This is a genomic window from Streptomyces sp. XM4193, assembly GCF_023072595.1.
In the GTDB taxonomy this organism is placed as follows: domain Bacteria; phylum Actinomycetota; class Actinomycetes; order Streptomycetales; family Streptomycetaceae; genus Streptomyces.
Map to the genome: position 1 here is coordinate 266,190 of NZ_JALLGK010000008.1, position 14,438 is coordinate 280,627.

Consider the following 14,438-nt stretch of genomic DNA (forward strand, 5'->3'; position numbering starts at 1 on the left):
CCGGGTGCACGAGGCGTCCGGGAGCGGGCCGGGGCCCGGGGGCGGGCCGGAGCGGACGGGTCAGCCGAGGATGCCGCGGTCGTAGGCGACGGCGACCGCGGCGGCCCGGTCGCTGACGCCCAACTTGGTGTAGATGTGGGTGAGATGGGTCTTCACCGTCGCCTCGCTGATGAACAGCGTCCGCGCGGAGTCGCGGTTCGAGCTTCCCTTCGCCACCAGCCGCAGCACCTCCAACTCGCGTTCGCTCAGCGGCGGTTGTGCGTCCGTAGCGGTGCGGGGCGCGCGTACGCGGGAGATCAGCCGGGAGGCGACGGCGGGCGAGAGCACCGTACGGCCCTTGAACGCGGCCCGGACCGCGGCGAACAGTTCGTCGCGCGGGGCGTCCTTGAGGAGGTAGCCGGTGGCGCCGGCCTCGATCGCGGGCAGGGTGTCGGAGTCCGTGTCGTAGGTGGTCAGCACCAGCACCCGGCAGCGCAGCCCGCGGCGCACCAGCTCGGTGATGGCGTCGATGCCGCTGCCGCCGGGCATCCGCAGGTCCATCAACACGACGTCCGGATCGAGGGCGGCGGCCAGCTCCACGGCCGCGATTCCGTCGGCGGCCTCACCGAGGACGCTGAAGTCGGGATCGGCCGCGAACATTCCGCGCAGTCCGTCCCGCACGACCGGATGGTCGTCGACGATCAGCAGCGTCACCGGACGATCCGACCCGGCCGTGTCGCCGGTCACGTCGGCCGGACGGCCCGACCCGGCCGCGTCGCCGGACGTGTGCCCGGCCGCGTCGCCGGTCGGGGGCGGGACCGGTGCCGTGTGCGCCGGGTCCGGCACGGGGTCGGACGCGGGCGGGATCTGCTCAGACATGGCGCACCAACGGTACTCGGACGGACAGGGCCGTACCCTGTCCCGGTTCGGACTCGATCTCGAACGTCCCGGCCACTCGCTCGGCACGCGCCGCCATCCCGCCCAGCCCGAACCCACTGCGGGTGTGCGGGCGTTGGGCCGCTGCCGGCAGAGAACGCGACGGATCGCCATCCGGAACGGAGCGGCCCGGGGTCGCGTCGGACACCCCGGACTCCCCGGACTCCCCGGACGCGTGGTGTGGGCGGGACGGGTCGAAGCCGCAGCCGTCGTCGCGCACATCGAGGGTGACCTCGTCGTCCATGTAGGACAGGGTGACGCCGACCCGGCGGGCACGGGCATGACGTGCGATGTTGGCCAGCGCCTCCTGGGCGATGCGCAGCAGGGTCGCGGCGACCTCCTCGTGCAGCGGCTCGACCTCACCGGTCACGGTGAACTCCGCCGGCACCGCCTGGCCGCGTGCCCACTCGTCCACCAACTCCCGTACCGCGCAGGGCAGTTCAGCATGCTCCAGAGCAGCCGGGCCGAGCCCGTGGACGGAGCGTCGGGCCTCGCCGAGGCTGTCGCGGGCCAGCGCGAGGGCACGCAGCCGGTGGGTCTCCGCGGTGGCGGGGTCGGGTGCGTCCGCGGTCGCCTGGAGCTGGGTGATGATGCCGGTCAGCCCCTGGGCGAGGGTGTCGTGGATCTCCGCGGCGAGCCGACCGCGTTCGTCGGCGACACCCGCCTCCCTTGCCTGGAGGAGGAGTTGGGCGTGCAGATTGGCGTTCTCGCGCAGTGCCCGGGCGAGACGGGCGTTGGCACGTTCCAGCTCGGCGATGGCGGCGACCCGGGACTCGTCGCGTTCGCCCTCGCGCATCGCGATGCCCCAGAAGACGAGCACCAGCAGCCCGTTCAGCGCGAAGAGGCCGAGAAAGACGACCCAGTGCTGGAGGTCGCGCGGCGGCAGGCCGCTGGACTGCGAGCCGGCCAGCGTGACCGCCGTGGCGAGCAGGCCGAGCTTCTGTGCACGGGCGCGGGCGAGCAGTGGGGTGGCGTCGAAGTAGCCGCTGACGGCGAAGAGCGCCCAGAACGGATTCAGCCAGGTCAGCACGAACGCGAGCGCCGACCGCACCACGTAGTACGCCGCCGAGCCGTGCGGCACCGACGGTTGTCCGGGAGGACGGCTGTACCCCCGTGGACAGCCGTCCTCCCGGTCCCCCTGCGCCCCCGCTTCGCGCCGGTGGCGCTGCCACCGGCGGTCCCAGACCACCTGGAGCACCACGGCCAGCGCGAGCAGCGCGCCGGCGAGTACCCGTTCGCCGGTCGTCTCGAGCAGTTCGACGGTGACCAGCGACATCAGCGTGCCGAGCGCCAGCAGGCCCGGCGGGCCCCAGCGCAGGAAGCGGTTCCAGTTGATCTCGGCGGTGACCTGGTGGCGCAGGGCGAGCTGTCCGTCGAGGGCGACGACGGACTCCCCGGGGCCGGTCGGGGAGTCCGCGGGGATCGTGTCCGGCATGGGAGGAGTCTCGCCGGAGGACGCGGCAGCCCGCCACTCGCGCCGAGCCACCCCGTTCGCCCGGCCGTCCGTCGCCACCTGGCCACGCCGCACGCTCCGCACCTCCGCCGTTTCCGTTCCGCCGTGTCCGTCGGTCCTCGTTCCGCGTTGCTGCCGGCCCGTCGTCCTGCCGTCCGTCGTTGTGCGGGCCCGTCACTCCCAGCGGAAGAAACGGACCGCGACCGCGGTGGTGAGCACGGTCCACACCGTGATCACCAGCAGATGACCCGTACTCGGCCAGTCGCCGAGGGACGCCTGGTCGAATGCCTGGGACGCGGCACCGAACGGCGTGAACTCGACGATGCTCTGGAAGATGTCGGGCATCGCCTGCACCGGCAGCCACACGCCCACCGTGAACATCGCCGGGAAGTAGACCAGCAAACCGAGCGTGGTCGCGGCACGTGTGGTGCGCGCCAGCGCCGAGAGGGCGGCGCCGAGCGAGAGCGAGCAGGCCAGCGAGAGCAGCAGGACGAGGACGTGGCCGACCGGATTCTGCGGCATGGGCACGTCGAAACCGACGCCGCCGACAACTGTCGCGAGCACCGCGGCGACGAGCATCGCGACGCCGTTGATCACCATCTGCGCGGCGAGCAGCACTCCCGGACTCACCGGGGTGGTGGACATCCGCCGCAGCACTCCCCGTTCGCGGTAGCCGGCGAGCAGCGGCGCCATCACCTGCACTCCGGCGGTGATCATCGCCAGCAGGATCACGACGGGCAGATAGATGTCGACGACGCGGCGGCCGCCGAGATCCTCGGACACCTCCCGCATCGAGGGGATCAGCCCGATGATCGTGAGCAGCGCGGCCGGGAAGAGCAGGACCCAGAAGGCCGAGCCCGGTTCGCGCAGGAAGAGTCGCCCTTCGGCGCGCAGCACGGCGAGCAGCGATCTGGTGCGCGGCACCGCGGAGGGCGCGACGCCAACGTTCTCGGTGGTCACGGCAGTGGGCATCTCAGGACCTCTTCTCGTGCGTGCCGGCGACCGCCGGTCGTGGTGCGAGCGCGTCCCGCCCGGTCTGCTGCGCGCCGGTGGTCTCCCCCGCATGCGGCCCGAACTCGGCGGTCCCGCCGGTCAGATCGAGATACGCGTCGTCCAACGTCGCTTCGGTGACCCGGAGTTGGTGGGCCCGCAGACCGCGTCCGACCAGCAGGCCGATGACCGCGTTGACGGTCTCGTCGGTGCCACCGACGATCAGCCTGCCGTTCGACTTCCGCTGTACGGAGGCGACTTCGGGCAGTGCTTCGAGCTCGGCGACCTCCAGCGGCGCGGAGGGCAGAAAGCTGATCTCGGCCGTCGCGGACGCCCGGCCGACCAGTCCTTCGGGGGTGTCCAGTGCGACCACCCGGCCGGCGTCGATGACCGCCAGCCGGTCGCAGAGCCGCTGGGCCTCGGCCATGAAGTGGGTGACCAGCAGGACGGTGACGCCGGCGTCGCGCAGTTCCTCGATGAGCTGCCAGGTCTCGCGGCGGGCCCGCGGGTCGAGCCCGGTGGTCAGCTCGTCCAGCACCACCACGCGCGGATTGCCGATCAGCGCGAGCGCGATCAGCAGCCGCTGCTTCTGGCCGCCGGAGAGCTTCTGGAACCGTCCGTCCAACTTCTTGTCCAGGCCCAGCCGTTCGGCCAGCGGACGCCAGGGCGCGGGGCCGGGGTAGAAGGCGGTGTAGAGCTCCAGCACCTCCCGCACGGTGATCTTCGGCGGCAGCTCCCCCTCCTGGAGCTGAGCGCCCAACACCCGGGTGAGCGCGGGGCGTTGAGTGACGGGATCGAATCCCGCGACACGGATGCGCCCGGTGTCGGGAGTGCGCAGCCCGATGACGCACTCGACGGTGGTCGTCTTGCCGGCTCCGTTGGGGCCGAGCACGCCGAAGATCTCCCCCTCGCGCACCTCGAAGGAGACGTCCTGGACGGCACGTTTGGGCCCGTACGCCTTGCTCAGACCGCTGACTTCGATGATGGACATGACCGAAATCCTCGTTCGGAGCCAGGCTGCGCCACATCGCCCAACGCGCTCGCACGGCCATCAACCGATCGGTTGATGCGCCCCCCGGGCACCCCCTACGGGCCGGCGGCCACCGCCCCCGACCCCGTTTCGGCCCGACGCCCCGCGGCCGGGGCCGCGGGGCGCCAGTCCGCAGGCCCGGTCAGCGCTCGGCCCGACGGGCCGCGGCGGGCCCGTGGGTCGCAGGCGCGGTCAGTGCTCGACCTCGACGGGTTCCTCGCCGTTGCCGCGGCGGATCGTGACCAGTCCCCGGGCCGGCGTCCAGCTGCGCAGCACCAGCCGGTCGCCGTCCACCCCGGTGGTGACCACCTCGGTCGGCTCCACGCGGAACAGGTGGAAGACCTCGGGAGCGGGCTCCTGGCCCCGGAGGTAGCGCCGCACGGCCGCCTCGTCGGTCGTCTCCACCGCCCGGCCGGCGATCCGTGCGTCACCGTCGGCGAGCATCGCTGCGGTGTCCGGGCCCGGGTTGGCCATCAGGGAGCACCGGCCGTCCCGCCGCAGGTCCAGCGCCTTGCGCGAACCCGGCATCATCCCGAGCCACAGCTCGCCGTCCCGAAAAGTCGCCTCGATGCCGGTGAGCCGGGGCGACCCGTCGCGTCGCAGGGTGGCCAGCACATGGTGGGTGTACGCGGTGAACCGCCGCTCCACGGCGGCTGCGAAGTCGCGCTCGGCAGCGGCGAAGCCCGCCCAGTTCGTTCTCTCCATACGGCTAGGGAAGCGCAGATACCTGACATCCGCCGTCCGGTATCGGGTGGCGAACGGCCCGATCGTCGGACCGCGTCCGCACGGCCGCGGGGCTGACACACGCGCCGAACCGCACGTACGCTCCGGTAACCCGCCCGCACCCCCGTACGCACGTCCGGCACGGGCCGGTGCGCGCCGCGGTCCGCCCGCGCCCGCCGTTCGTGCGCGCTGTACGCGACGTGTTCGTACGCGACGTGTTCGTACGCGTCGCGGCTCGTACGCGCGCGCCGTACGCCGCCGTCGGCCGGGGCGGGGTGCGGCTGTTCCGTTCCGGTCCGAGGAGAACCCCGTGGAGTACGCCGAGTACCGCCGTCACGATGCGACCGGCCTCGCCGAGCTGGTGGCCGGCGGCGAGGTCGCAGCCGGCGAGCTGCTGGAGACCGCCATCGCCCGCACCGAGGCCGTCAACGGCCGGGTCAACGCGGTGGTGCGCCCGATGTACGAGACCGCCCGCGCCCGAGCGGGGACAGAGCTGAACGGGCCGTTCGCCGGGGTGCCCTTCCTGATCAAGGACCTGTTGCAGGACTACGAGGGCGAGCCGACCGGCAGCGGTTGCGCCGCCCTGCGGGACGGCCCGCCGGCCGGGCGCAGCAGCGAGCCGGTGCGGCGCTGGCTCTCCTCCGGCCTGGTGGTGTTCGGCAAGACCAACACCCCGGAGTTCGGCATCAAGGGCGTCACCGAGCCCCGCGCGTACGGGCCCACCCGCAACCCCTGGGACACCGCGCGCACTTCGGGCGGGTCCTCGGGCGGGTCGGCGGCGGCGGTCGCGGCCGGGATCGTGCCGGTGGCCGGCGGAAACGACGGCGGCGGCTCGCTGCGGATACCCGCGGCGTGCTGCGGACTGTTCGCGCTCAAGCCGGGGCGCGGCCTGGTCCCCTGCGGACCGCTCCAGGCCGAGTACCTGCACGGCGCCGCGACCGACGGCGTGATCTCGCGAACCGTACGGGACTCGGCGCGCATGCTCGACGTGCTGACCGAACTGCCGGACCCGGGCGGACCGTTCGAAGCCGCACGCCCCGAACTGCCGTACGCCCAGGGTGCGTTGCGTGCACCGGGGCGGCTGCGGATCGGCTTCAGCACGCAGTCGCCGATCGGCACCGAGGTGCACCCCGAGGCAGTCGCGGCGGTCGAGTCGGCGGCGCGCTTGCTCAGCGGGCTGGGGCACGAGGTGGAGGAGGCCGAGACCGGCGTCGACGGACGCCAACTCGCCGAGGACTTCCTGGACATGTGGTACGGCCAGGTCGCCTTCACCCTCGACCACCGCCGACGGGAGACCGGCGCGAAGAGCAGCGCCTTCGAGCTGGACACCCGGCTGCTCGCCGCCGCGGGCCGGGCCACCCGCGCGCACCACTCCTTCGGCAGCCACCAGCGCTGGAACACCCACACCCGGGCGCTCGCCGACTTCCACCAGCGCTACGACCTGCTGCTCACCCCCTCGCTGGCCCGCCCGCCGGTGCGGGTCGGCGAGTTGGACACCCCCTCCTGGATGCAGACGGGCAGCAGGGCGCTGCTGGCGCTGGGGCTCGCGGGCAAGCTGGCCCGCACGAAGCTCTGGCGGGACGTGATCGTCGAGAACCTGGCCGCCACCCCGTACACGCAGCTCGCCAACATCACCGGACGCCCGGCGATGTCCGTACCGCTGCACCGCACCGCGGAGGGGCTGCCCCTGGGTGTCCAGTTCGTCGGCCCCTGGGGCAGCGAGACGACCCTGCTCGCGCTGGCCACGACGCTGGAGGACGCGAGCCCCTGGGCCGACCTCGAACCCCCGCTGTAGCGCGCGTCCGAACCGGCCACGACCAGCTGCGGAGCCGGGCGGTCGGGGTGCGCCGGGCGGGCGGGGTGCGGAGCCGGGTGGGCGGGGTGCGGCGGGCGGTCGGGGTGCGGCGGGCGGGTTCCGGGGGCCGAGCGGAGTAGCCTCGACGGCCATGAGCTGGCTGCCCGCGGACTTCGTCCACCCCGTCCATGTGCCCGTTCCCGGGACCGATCTGCATCTGCGGCCGATCCGCGAGGCGGACACCGCGATCGACCACCCCGCAGTGATGGGCTCCCGCGAGCGGCTCTGGGAGATCTTCGGTCCCGCCTGGGGCTGGCCGGCCGAGTCGCTGAGCCTCGAGGACGACCGCGTGGACCTGCTGCGCCACGAGCGGGAGATCGCCGCCCACCAGTCGTTCAACTACGCGCTGTTGGACGCGCACGAGTCGGCGCTCCACGGCTGCGTGTACATCGACCCGCCCGAGCGCACCGGTGCCGACGCCGAGATCGCCTGGTGGGTGGTGGACGAGCTCGTCGGCAGCGCGCAGGAGCAGGCGCTGGACGCACTGGTGCCGCGGTGGATCGCCGAACAGTGGCCCTTCGAGCGACCCCGCTTCCTCGGCCGGGACATCTCCTGGGAGGAGTGGCTCACCCTGCCGCGAACCGCCTGACCGGCGACGGGCCGCGAGCCGGCCGGGGCGCGCGACTCCCGTACACACCTGTGCACCACGCACGCACCCCGCACCGTGCGCGGGCCCGGCCCTCGTACGACACGTGCGCGGGCCCGGTGCGTGCGCGGGCCCGGCGCGCGCGACTCCCGCACCGTGCGCGGGCCGGCAGGTGCGCGCGTACGGCCCGGTCAGCCGGTCGCGGTGTCGGTGCGGGATGCCAGGTGGTCCGCCAACGGCCGTACGAGTGCGCGCAGTTCGGGCGTCCAGCGCTCGTCGGCGTAGGTGGTGGAGCGGTAGAGGTCGCGTGCGTGGGCCAGCGCGGGACGCAGCTCGGCGGGCAGCCGGGGCAGCGCCCAGTCGGCGGCCGCGTCCTTGGCGAGGATGCCGCCGGTGTCGACGGTCGCCCACACCCGGGCGAGCGTGAGCAGGACGTTGCGGGTGTCGTCCTCGACCTCCGCGAGCAGGGCCGGGACGCCGGCGACGCTCGCGCGGACCACGTCGGCGTGCGGGACCCGCGGCAGCAGTTCGGCGGGCGGCGCCCCGAGGAGCGTACGGCCGTCGGCGCGGGCCATGGTGATCAGGAGCGCAAGGTCGGGCATCGGCTCCCGGGCGGGCACGACGCCGGCCTCGTACTCGGCGCGCAACCACTCGCCGTAGAGGTAGTCGGCGGTGGGCGGGTGGCTCCAGGGGGTGAGGTCGGGGGCCGCGAGCACCAGGAGCTCGACCGGCCGCAGCCGCTCCGAGATCCCGGACAGCCGCAGCAACTCCGCGGTGAGCGTGCGCCGTTGACCCGGCGAGAGGGAGGTGCCGACGACGGCGAGCACGTCCAGATCGCTGGCGGGTCGGAGGCCGGAGGTGGTGGCGGAGCCGTGCAGATGGACGCCCCGCAGTTCCTGCCCCAGCGTCTCGTCCAACAGCTCGGTGACACGGTTGAGTTGGTCCACGGAGGTCGAGCCTAGGGGTTCGACCGGCGCTCGGGCACGCACCGGCGTCCGGTCGGCTGGGCGGACACCGGACGACACGTGCACGAGCAGCGTCCGGACCCGTGACCTGCGCGGTATCGCGGTCCGATGGAGAATCGAGGCAGCCGCCCGCCTACAGTGGCACCAGTCCCAGAACGTCGAGGTACCGGCATTGAGCAGCGAGAATCCCCACCCGGTGACAGTCGTCGGCATCGGCGCCGACGGCTGGGAAGGGCTCTCCGAAGCCTCCCGTGACGCGCTGCGCGCCGCCGACGTCATCCTCGGCGGCGCCCGCCAGCTCGCGCTGGTGCCGCCGCGGGAGTGTTCGGCCACGCTGGAGGCCTGGCCCTCGCCGCTGCGCAGGGCCGTGGTGCCGAGGATGGCGGCGCTGGCGGGGCGACGGGTGGCGGTGCTGGCCAGCGGCGACCCGATGTTCTACGGCATCGGCCGCACTCTGGGCGAGGAGCTGGGCTACGAGCGGCTGCGCGTGCTGCCGCATCCGTCCTCGATGTCCTACGCCTGCGCCCGGCTCGGCTGGCCCTCGCAGGAGACCGACGTGGTCTCGGTCGTCGGCCGCCCGCTGGAACGCGTCGCGGCCCGGCTCCACGACGGGCGCCGGCTGCTCGTCCTCAGCTCCGACGCGCAGACCCCCGCACGCCTGGCCCGGCTGCTGCGCGAGCGCGGGTTCGGACCGAGCAGCATGTGGGTGCTCGAACAGCTCGGCGGCGCCCGCGAACGCCTGCTCCGAGGCACCGCCGACCGGTGGGACGCCGAGCCCGGCGACCGTCTCAACCTCGTCGCCGTCCACTGCGCACGGGCCGAGGGCGCGCTGCGGCTGGGCGCGGTGCCGGGGCTGCCGGACGAGGCGTACGAGAGCGACGGCCAGCTCACCAAACGCCATGTCCGCGCCGCCACCCTCACCGCACTCGCTCCCGCTCCGGGCGAGCGGCTGTGGGACGTCGGCGGCGGCTCCGGATCGATCGCGATCGAGTGGCTGCGCACCCACCCCAGCTGCACCGCGCACACGGTCGAGCGCGACGCCACCCGCTGCGAGCGCATCGTGCGCAACGCGCACCGGCTCGGCGTCCCCGAACTGCACGTGCTCACCGGCCGGGCGCCCGAGGCACTCGACCAACTCCCCACTCCGGACGCGGTGTTCGTCGGCGGCGGAGTGACCACACCCGGCCTGCTGGAGACCTGCTGGCGGGCGCTGCCGCCCGGCGGCCGACTGGTCGCCAACGCGGTCACCCTGGAGTCCGAGGCGCTGCTGGCCCGGTGGTACGCACGACACGGCGGCGAACTGATCCGCCTCGCGGTCAGCCACGCCCGGCCGGTCGGCGGCTTCACGGGCTGGCGGCAGGCGATGCCCGTCACCCAGTGGGCCGCGGTCAGGGGCGACGACGACCCCGACGACGGCCCCGGCACCGGGCCGGAGGCCGGACCGGGCGCGCGGCGCGGTGCGGCGGTGGAGGGCGAAGTGCGGGGCGCGCCGGGCCCGTTGACCGGGCGCGGTGTGAGCGGCGAGAGCGGCGGGACCGACGAGCACGACGCAACGGCAGCAGAGGAAGTGGAAGACCGACCATGACCGTGTACTTCATCGGGGCGGGCCCCGGCGCCGCCGACCTCATCACCGTGCGCGGCGCCCGCACACTCGCCTCATGCCGGGTCTGCCTGTACGCCGGCAGTCTGGTGCCGAGGGAGCTGCTGGCCGAATGCCCGGACGACGCGCGGCTGGTGGACACCGCCAACCTCGATCTGGACCGCATCACACAGGAGTTGACCGCCGCCCACGAGGCCGGACACGACGTCGCCCGGCTGCACTCCGGCGACCCTTCGGTCTTCAGCGCGGTCGCCGAGCAGATGCGGAGACTGGACGAGGCCGGCGTGCCCTACGAAGTGGTCCCCGGCGTACCGGCGTTCGCCGCCGCGGCCGCGGCGCTGAAGCGGGAGCTGACCGTTCCGGAGGTCGGGCAGACCGTGATCCTGACGCGTATCGCCCGGCGCGCCACCGCCATGCCGCCGGGCGAGGACCTCGCCACCCTGGGGCGCAGCGGCGCACTGCTCGTGCTCCATCTGGCCACCCGGCACGTGGAGGCGGTCGTCGAGGAGCTGCTGCCGCACTACGGACCCCGGTGCCCCGCCGCGGTCGTCGCCATGGCGAGCCGTCCCGACGAGGTCGTACTGCGCGGAACCCTGGCCGACATCGCCGAACTCACGCAGGAGGCAGGGCTGTTGCGCACCGCGGTCATCATCGTCGGACGGACGCTCGCCGCCGAGTCGTTCCCCGACAGCCACCTCTACTCGCCGGACCGCGACCGCCCCGCGGAAGGCTGCGCGGCGCTGTGAAGCATGTGCTGATTCTGGGCGGCACCGCCGACGCCCGTCATCTCGCCGCCGAACTCCTCGCACAGCGACCGGAGTTGAAAGTCACCAGTTCGCTCGCCGGACGGGTGGCCCGCCCCCGGCTGCCGAACGGCGGCGTACGGATCGGCGGTTTCGGCGGAGCGGCCGGCCTGGCGGCCTGGCTCCGGGCCCACCGGGTGGACGCCCTCGTCGACGCCACCCACCCCTTCGCCGCCACGATGAGCCGCAACGCGGCGCGGGCCGCCGCGGACACCGGCGTCCCGCTGCTCGCCGTACGCCGCCCGCCCTGGCGCCCGGAGCCCGGCGACCGCTGGCACGAGGTCGGGTCGCTCGACGAAGCCGCCGCTCTGCTGCCGGAGCTGGGCCGCCGGGCCTTCCTCACCACCGGACGCGGCGAACTGCGCCCCTTCCGCGACCGCGCACCCCTGCTCTGGTACCTCATCCGCTCCGTCGACGCCCCCGACCCGGCCGACTGCCCACCGCACCACCAACTCCGGCTCTCCCGAGGCCCGTTCACCCTGGAGGGCGAAAGGGCCCTGCTCGCCGACCACCACATCGACGTGCTCGTCACCAAGAACAGCGGCGGCTCCGCCACCGCCCCCAAACTCCTCGCCGCACGCGAACGCGGCATCCCCGTCGTGCTGTTGAGCCGGCCGCCGAGCCCCGACGGCGTACCAGCCGCCTCCGACGTCCAGGAAGCGCTGCGGCTGCTCCTCTCCCGGTGAACACCGCGAGGGCGGTGGGCGGTTGGTGCGGTGTGCGGTTGGTGCGCGGTGGGCGGTTGGTGCGCGATGGGCGGCGTGTGGGTGGTGCGTGGCGGGCGGCGCACAGCCTCGGAGGCCGAAGTCCGTTCGCCGGGCGGGGAGTTCAGTGGCGGCGGCGCGCGGCATGGGGTCGACCGCTGCCCGGCGGCGCAGGTGGACGGTGTCGGGGTTCGTCGTCTGTGGACGGCTCCGGCTCACCGGCCGTGGCGGCGCCTACAGGGGCGTTCGCGTGCCGTCGAGGGACCTTGAGCCTTGACGCCGGGTCGGCCGAAGCAGCCCGCGGGACGCCGCGGTTCACGCGCCCACGACGCGTACGGCGATGCTTCCCGCAGCGCGAGAACGCACAGCGTCGGCGTACGGGTGACGGGTTCGTGCGGTGAGCCCGAACCGCCCCCCGAGCCGGGAGCTTCGAACCGGTTCGAAGCTCCCGAGCCGGGCCGGCCCGGCCCGGCCGCGGGCGTGAACGGGCCGGTCAGGCCGGGTAGTTGCGCGGGGTCCAGACGGCGGGGGCGTCCCGGTCGCCGCGCCGTACGGCCCGGGTGCGCGAGCTGCCGACGAGCAGGATCGTGCGCATGTCGACGTCCTGCGGGTCGAGTTCGGCCAGCGGTACGGTCCGTACGCGCTCCCCGGGCCCGCCCACATCGCGGGCGAGCACCACCGGGGTGTCGGGGGCACGGTGCTCCAGCAGCAGCTCACGCGCCTTGGCCACCTGCCAGGTGCGGCTGCGCGAACCGGGGTTGTACAGCGCCAGCGCCAGGTCCGCCCCGGCGGCGGCACGCAGCCGTTCGGCGATGACCTCCCAGGGCTTGAGGCGGTCGGAGAGCGAGATCGTCGCGTAGTCGTGGCCGAGCGGTGCGCCGACTCTGGAGGCGGCGGCGTGCGCGGCGGTGACCCCGGGCACGACCCGCACCGGTACATCGGTGTACGGCTCCGCCGAGGCGGCCTCCAGCACGGCGGTGGCCATCGCGAAGACCCCCGGATCGCCCGAGGAGACCACCGCGACACGTCGGCCGCGACGTGCCAACTCCAGGGCGTACTCGGCGCGTTCGGCCTCCACCTTGTTGTCGGAGGCGTGCCGTCCCTGGCCGGGGCGGCGCGGTGTGCGGTCCAGATAGGTGGTGTAGCCGACCAGTTCCTGTGCTGCGGCGAGCTCGCCGCGCGCCTGCGGCGTGAGCCAGTTCGGCCCGGCCGGCCCCAGGCCGACGACCACCACCTCCCCGTGCGACGGCGCGGGCGGCGGGTTGGAGACGCGCGAGGGCAGCACGGCGACGGAGAAGTACGGAACCGTCGACTCGTCCGCCTCCACCAGCGGCCCGGTGCGCTCGCCCGCCATCGTCGCCCGCTCGACGTACCGCGCCTCCGGCAGCCGCCCGGCGGCGTCGAACGCCCTGCGCACCGCGGGGAAGGTGCGGCCGAGCTTCATCACCACCGCGGCGTCGGTGGCGGCCAGGCGCGCGGCCAGCTCCTCCTCCGGGAGGGTGCCGGGGAGGATCGTGAGGACCTCCTCGCCCTCCGCGAGCGGCGTACCGAGCCGCGCGGCCGCGGCGCTGACGGAGGTGACCCCCGGGATCACCTCGGTCGGATAGCGGTCCGCCAGGCGCTTGTGCATGTGCATGTAGGAGCCGTAGAAGAGCGGGTCGCCCTCGGCCAGCACCGCCACCGTGCGGCCCGCGTCCAGATGCGCCGCGAGCCGGGCGGCGGACTCGGCGTAGAACTCCTCCATCGCGCCCCGGTAGCCGCCCGGGTGATCGGTGGTGCCGGTGGTGACCGGGTAGACCAGCGGCTCCTCGATGTGGTTCTCGGTGAGGTGCCGGGCCGCGATGGAACGCGCGATCGAACGCCCGTGCCGGGCACTGTGGTACGCGACGACGTCCGCCGCGGCGATGACCTCCACCGCGCGCAGGGTCATCAGCGAGGGATCGCCGGGACCGAGCCCGACGCCGTACAGCCGGCCGCGGCCCGACCCGTCGACCGCACGCGGGTCGGGTGCGGTGGCGGGTGCGGTGGCGGAGCCGGGGGCGGTGGCGGAGTTGGGGGCCGCGGCGGATGCGGCAGCGAGGGCGGGTGCTGCGGCGTCGGGGGCGGCTGTGGCGGCGTCGGGGGTCGGCGAGTTCGACGGGGCAGGGGTGCGGGAGGCGTTCATGTCGGTCATTCCGTCTCGCTCGCGATCGCGTTCAGGGCGGCGACGGCGATGGCGCTGCCGCCGCGTCGTCCACGTACCACCAGGTGTTCCAGCGGCCCCTGGGCGCCGGAGTACTCGGCGAGGGCGTCCTTGGACTCGGCGGCTCCGACGAAGCCGACCGGGACGCCGATCACCGCCGCCGGACGCGGCAGTCGACCTGCGTCGATCAGCTCCAGCAGGCGGAAGAGCGCGGTCGGCGCGTTGCCGACGGCGACGACCGAACCGGCCAGGCGGTCGCCCCACAGGTCGAGGGCCGCGGCGCTGCGGGTGGTCGCGTGCCGTGCGGCGAGTTCGGGCACCCGGGGGTCGGCCAGCGTGCAGACCACCTCGTTGTCGGCCGGCAGCCGCTTGCGGGTGACACCGCTGGCGATCATCGCGACATCGCAGAAGATCGGCGCACCGGCGCGGAGCGCGGCACGCGCGTCGGCGACGACTCGCGGCGTGTGGACGAGGTCCCGCACCAGGTCGGTCATGCCGCAGGCGTGGATCATCCGCACCGCGACCTGCGCCACATCGGCGGGAAGCCCGGCGAGATCCGCCTCGGCACGGATGGTGGCGAAGGACTCGCGGTAGATCGCCGCGCCGTCCTTCTCGTACTCGAACACTGTGGA

General features: G+C 74.1%; 13 protein-coding genes. 5 read left to right on the forward strand and 8 right to left on the reverse strand.

Annotated elements, in window-relative coordinates; genetic code table 11:
- Nucleotides 1-60: 60 nt before the first annotated feature.
- The 5 genes from MTQ01_RS20790 to MTQ01_RS20810 form a co-directional block, all read right to left on the reverse strand.
- On the reverse strand, nt 61-858 hold the full coding sequence (locus MTQ01_RS20790) for a response regulator transcription factor (RefSeq protein ID WP_282613923.1): 798 nt from the start codon (nt 856-858) through the stop codon (nt 61-63).
- Nucleotides 851-2,350 (reverse strand): sensor histidine kinase, encoded by a 1,500-nt coding sequence (locus MTQ01_RS20795; RefSeq protein WP_247492238.1) that lies wholly within the window; start codon nt 2,348-2,350, stop codon nt 851-853. The genes MTQ01_RS20790 and MTQ01_RS20795 overlap by 8 nt, the downstream gene beginning before the upstream one ends.
- A gap of 192 nt (nt 2,351-2,542) precedes the next feature.
- On the reverse strand, nt 2,543-3,340 hold the full coding sequence (locus MTQ01_RS20800; protein WP_247492239.1) for an ABC transporter permease: 798 nt from the start codon (nt 3,338-3,340) through the stop codon (nt 2,543-2,545).
- A 1-nt stretch (nt 3,341) separates the two neighbouring features.
- Nucleotides 3,342-4,349: an ABC transporter ATP-binding protein gene (locus MTQ01_RS20805; protein WP_247492241.1), complete on the reverse strand. Its 1,008-nt coding sequence runs from the start codon at nt 4,347-4,349 to the stop codon at nt 3,342-3,344.
- A gap of 231 nt (nt 4,350-4,580) precedes the next feature.
- Nucleotides 4,581-5,093: a pyridoxamine 5'-phosphate oxidase family protein gene (locus tag MTQ01_RS20810; protein WP_247492242.1), complete on the reverse strand. Its 513-nt coding sequence runs from the start codon at nt 5,091-5,093 to the stop codon at nt 4,581-4,583.
- Between the two features lie 328 nt (nt 5,094-5,421).
- Here MTQ01_RS20810 and MTQ01_RS20815 point away from each other — a divergent pair, with 328 nt between their 5' ends.
- Both MTQ01_RS20815 and MTQ01_RS20820 read left to right on the forward strand, forming a co-directional pair.
- Nucleotides 5,422-6,906 (forward strand): amidase, encoded by a 1,485-nt coding sequence (locus MTQ01_RS20815; protein WP_247492243.1) that lies wholly within the window; start codon nt 5,422-5,424, stop codon nt 6,904-6,906.
- 151 nt (nt 6,907-7,057) lie between these two features.
- Nucleotides 7,058-7,555, forward strand: coding sequence for an N-acetyltransferase (locus MTQ01_RS20820; protein WP_247492244.1), 498 nt, complete (start codon nt 7,058-7,060; stop codon nt 7,553-7,555).
- 188 nt (nt 7,556-7,743) lie between these two features.
- On the opposite strand, the gene MTQ01_RS20825 is transcribed toward MTQ01_RS20820, so the two are convergent.
- Complete coding sequence (locus MTQ01_RS20825; RefSeq protein ID WP_247492245.1) at nt 7,744-8,499, reverse strand: aminoglycoside adenylyltransferase domain-containing protein; 756 nt, start codon at nt 8,497-8,499, stop codon at nt 7,744-7,746.
- Between the two features lie 190 nt (nt 8,500-8,689).
- Here MTQ01_RS20825 and cbiE point away from each other — a divergent pair, with 190 nt between their 5' ends.
- From cbiE to MTQ01_RS20840, 3 genes are read left to right on the forward strand one after another with little or no spacing between them, the layout of a single operon-like run.
- Entirely contained in the window at nt 8,690-10,102 is a 1,413-nt protein-coding gene (gene cbiE / locus MTQ01_RS20830; RefSeq protein WP_247492246.1) for a precorrin-6y C5,15-methyltransferase (decarboxylating) subunit CbiE, read from the forward strand.
- Nucleotides 10,099-10,863, forward strand: a complete 765-nt coding sequence (gene cobM / locus MTQ01_RS20835; RefSeq protein ID WP_247492247.1) for a precorrin-4 C(11)-methyltransferase — start codon at nt 10,099-10,101, stop codon at nt 10,861-10,863. Before cbiE ends, cobM begins: the two co-directional genes overlap by 4 nt.
- Complete coding sequence (locus MTQ01_RS20840; RefSeq protein WP_247492248.1) at nt 10,860-11,606, forward strand: cobalt-precorrin-6A reductase; 747 nt, start codon at nt 10,860-10,862, stop codon at nt 11,604-11,606. Before cobM ends, MTQ01_RS20840 begins: the two co-directional genes overlap by 4 nt.
- 511 nt (nt 11,607-12,117) lie before the next feature.
- Here the strand turns inward: MTQ01_RS20840 and cobJ are convergent.
- Nucleotides 12,118-13,554, reverse strand: a complete 1,437-nt coding sequence (gene cobJ, locus MTQ01_RS20845) for a precorrin-3B C(17)-methyltransferase (protein WP_247492286.1) — start codon at nt 13,552-13,554, stop codon at nt 12,118-12,120.
- 239 nt (nt 13,555-13,793) lie between these two features.
- Nucleotides 13,794-14,432, reverse strand: a complete 639-nt coding sequence (locus MTQ01_RS20850; protein ID WP_247492287.1) for a precorrin-8X methylmutase — start codon at nt 14,430-14,432, stop codon at nt 13,794-13,796.
- Nucleotides 14,433-14,438 lie beyond the last annotated feature (6 nt).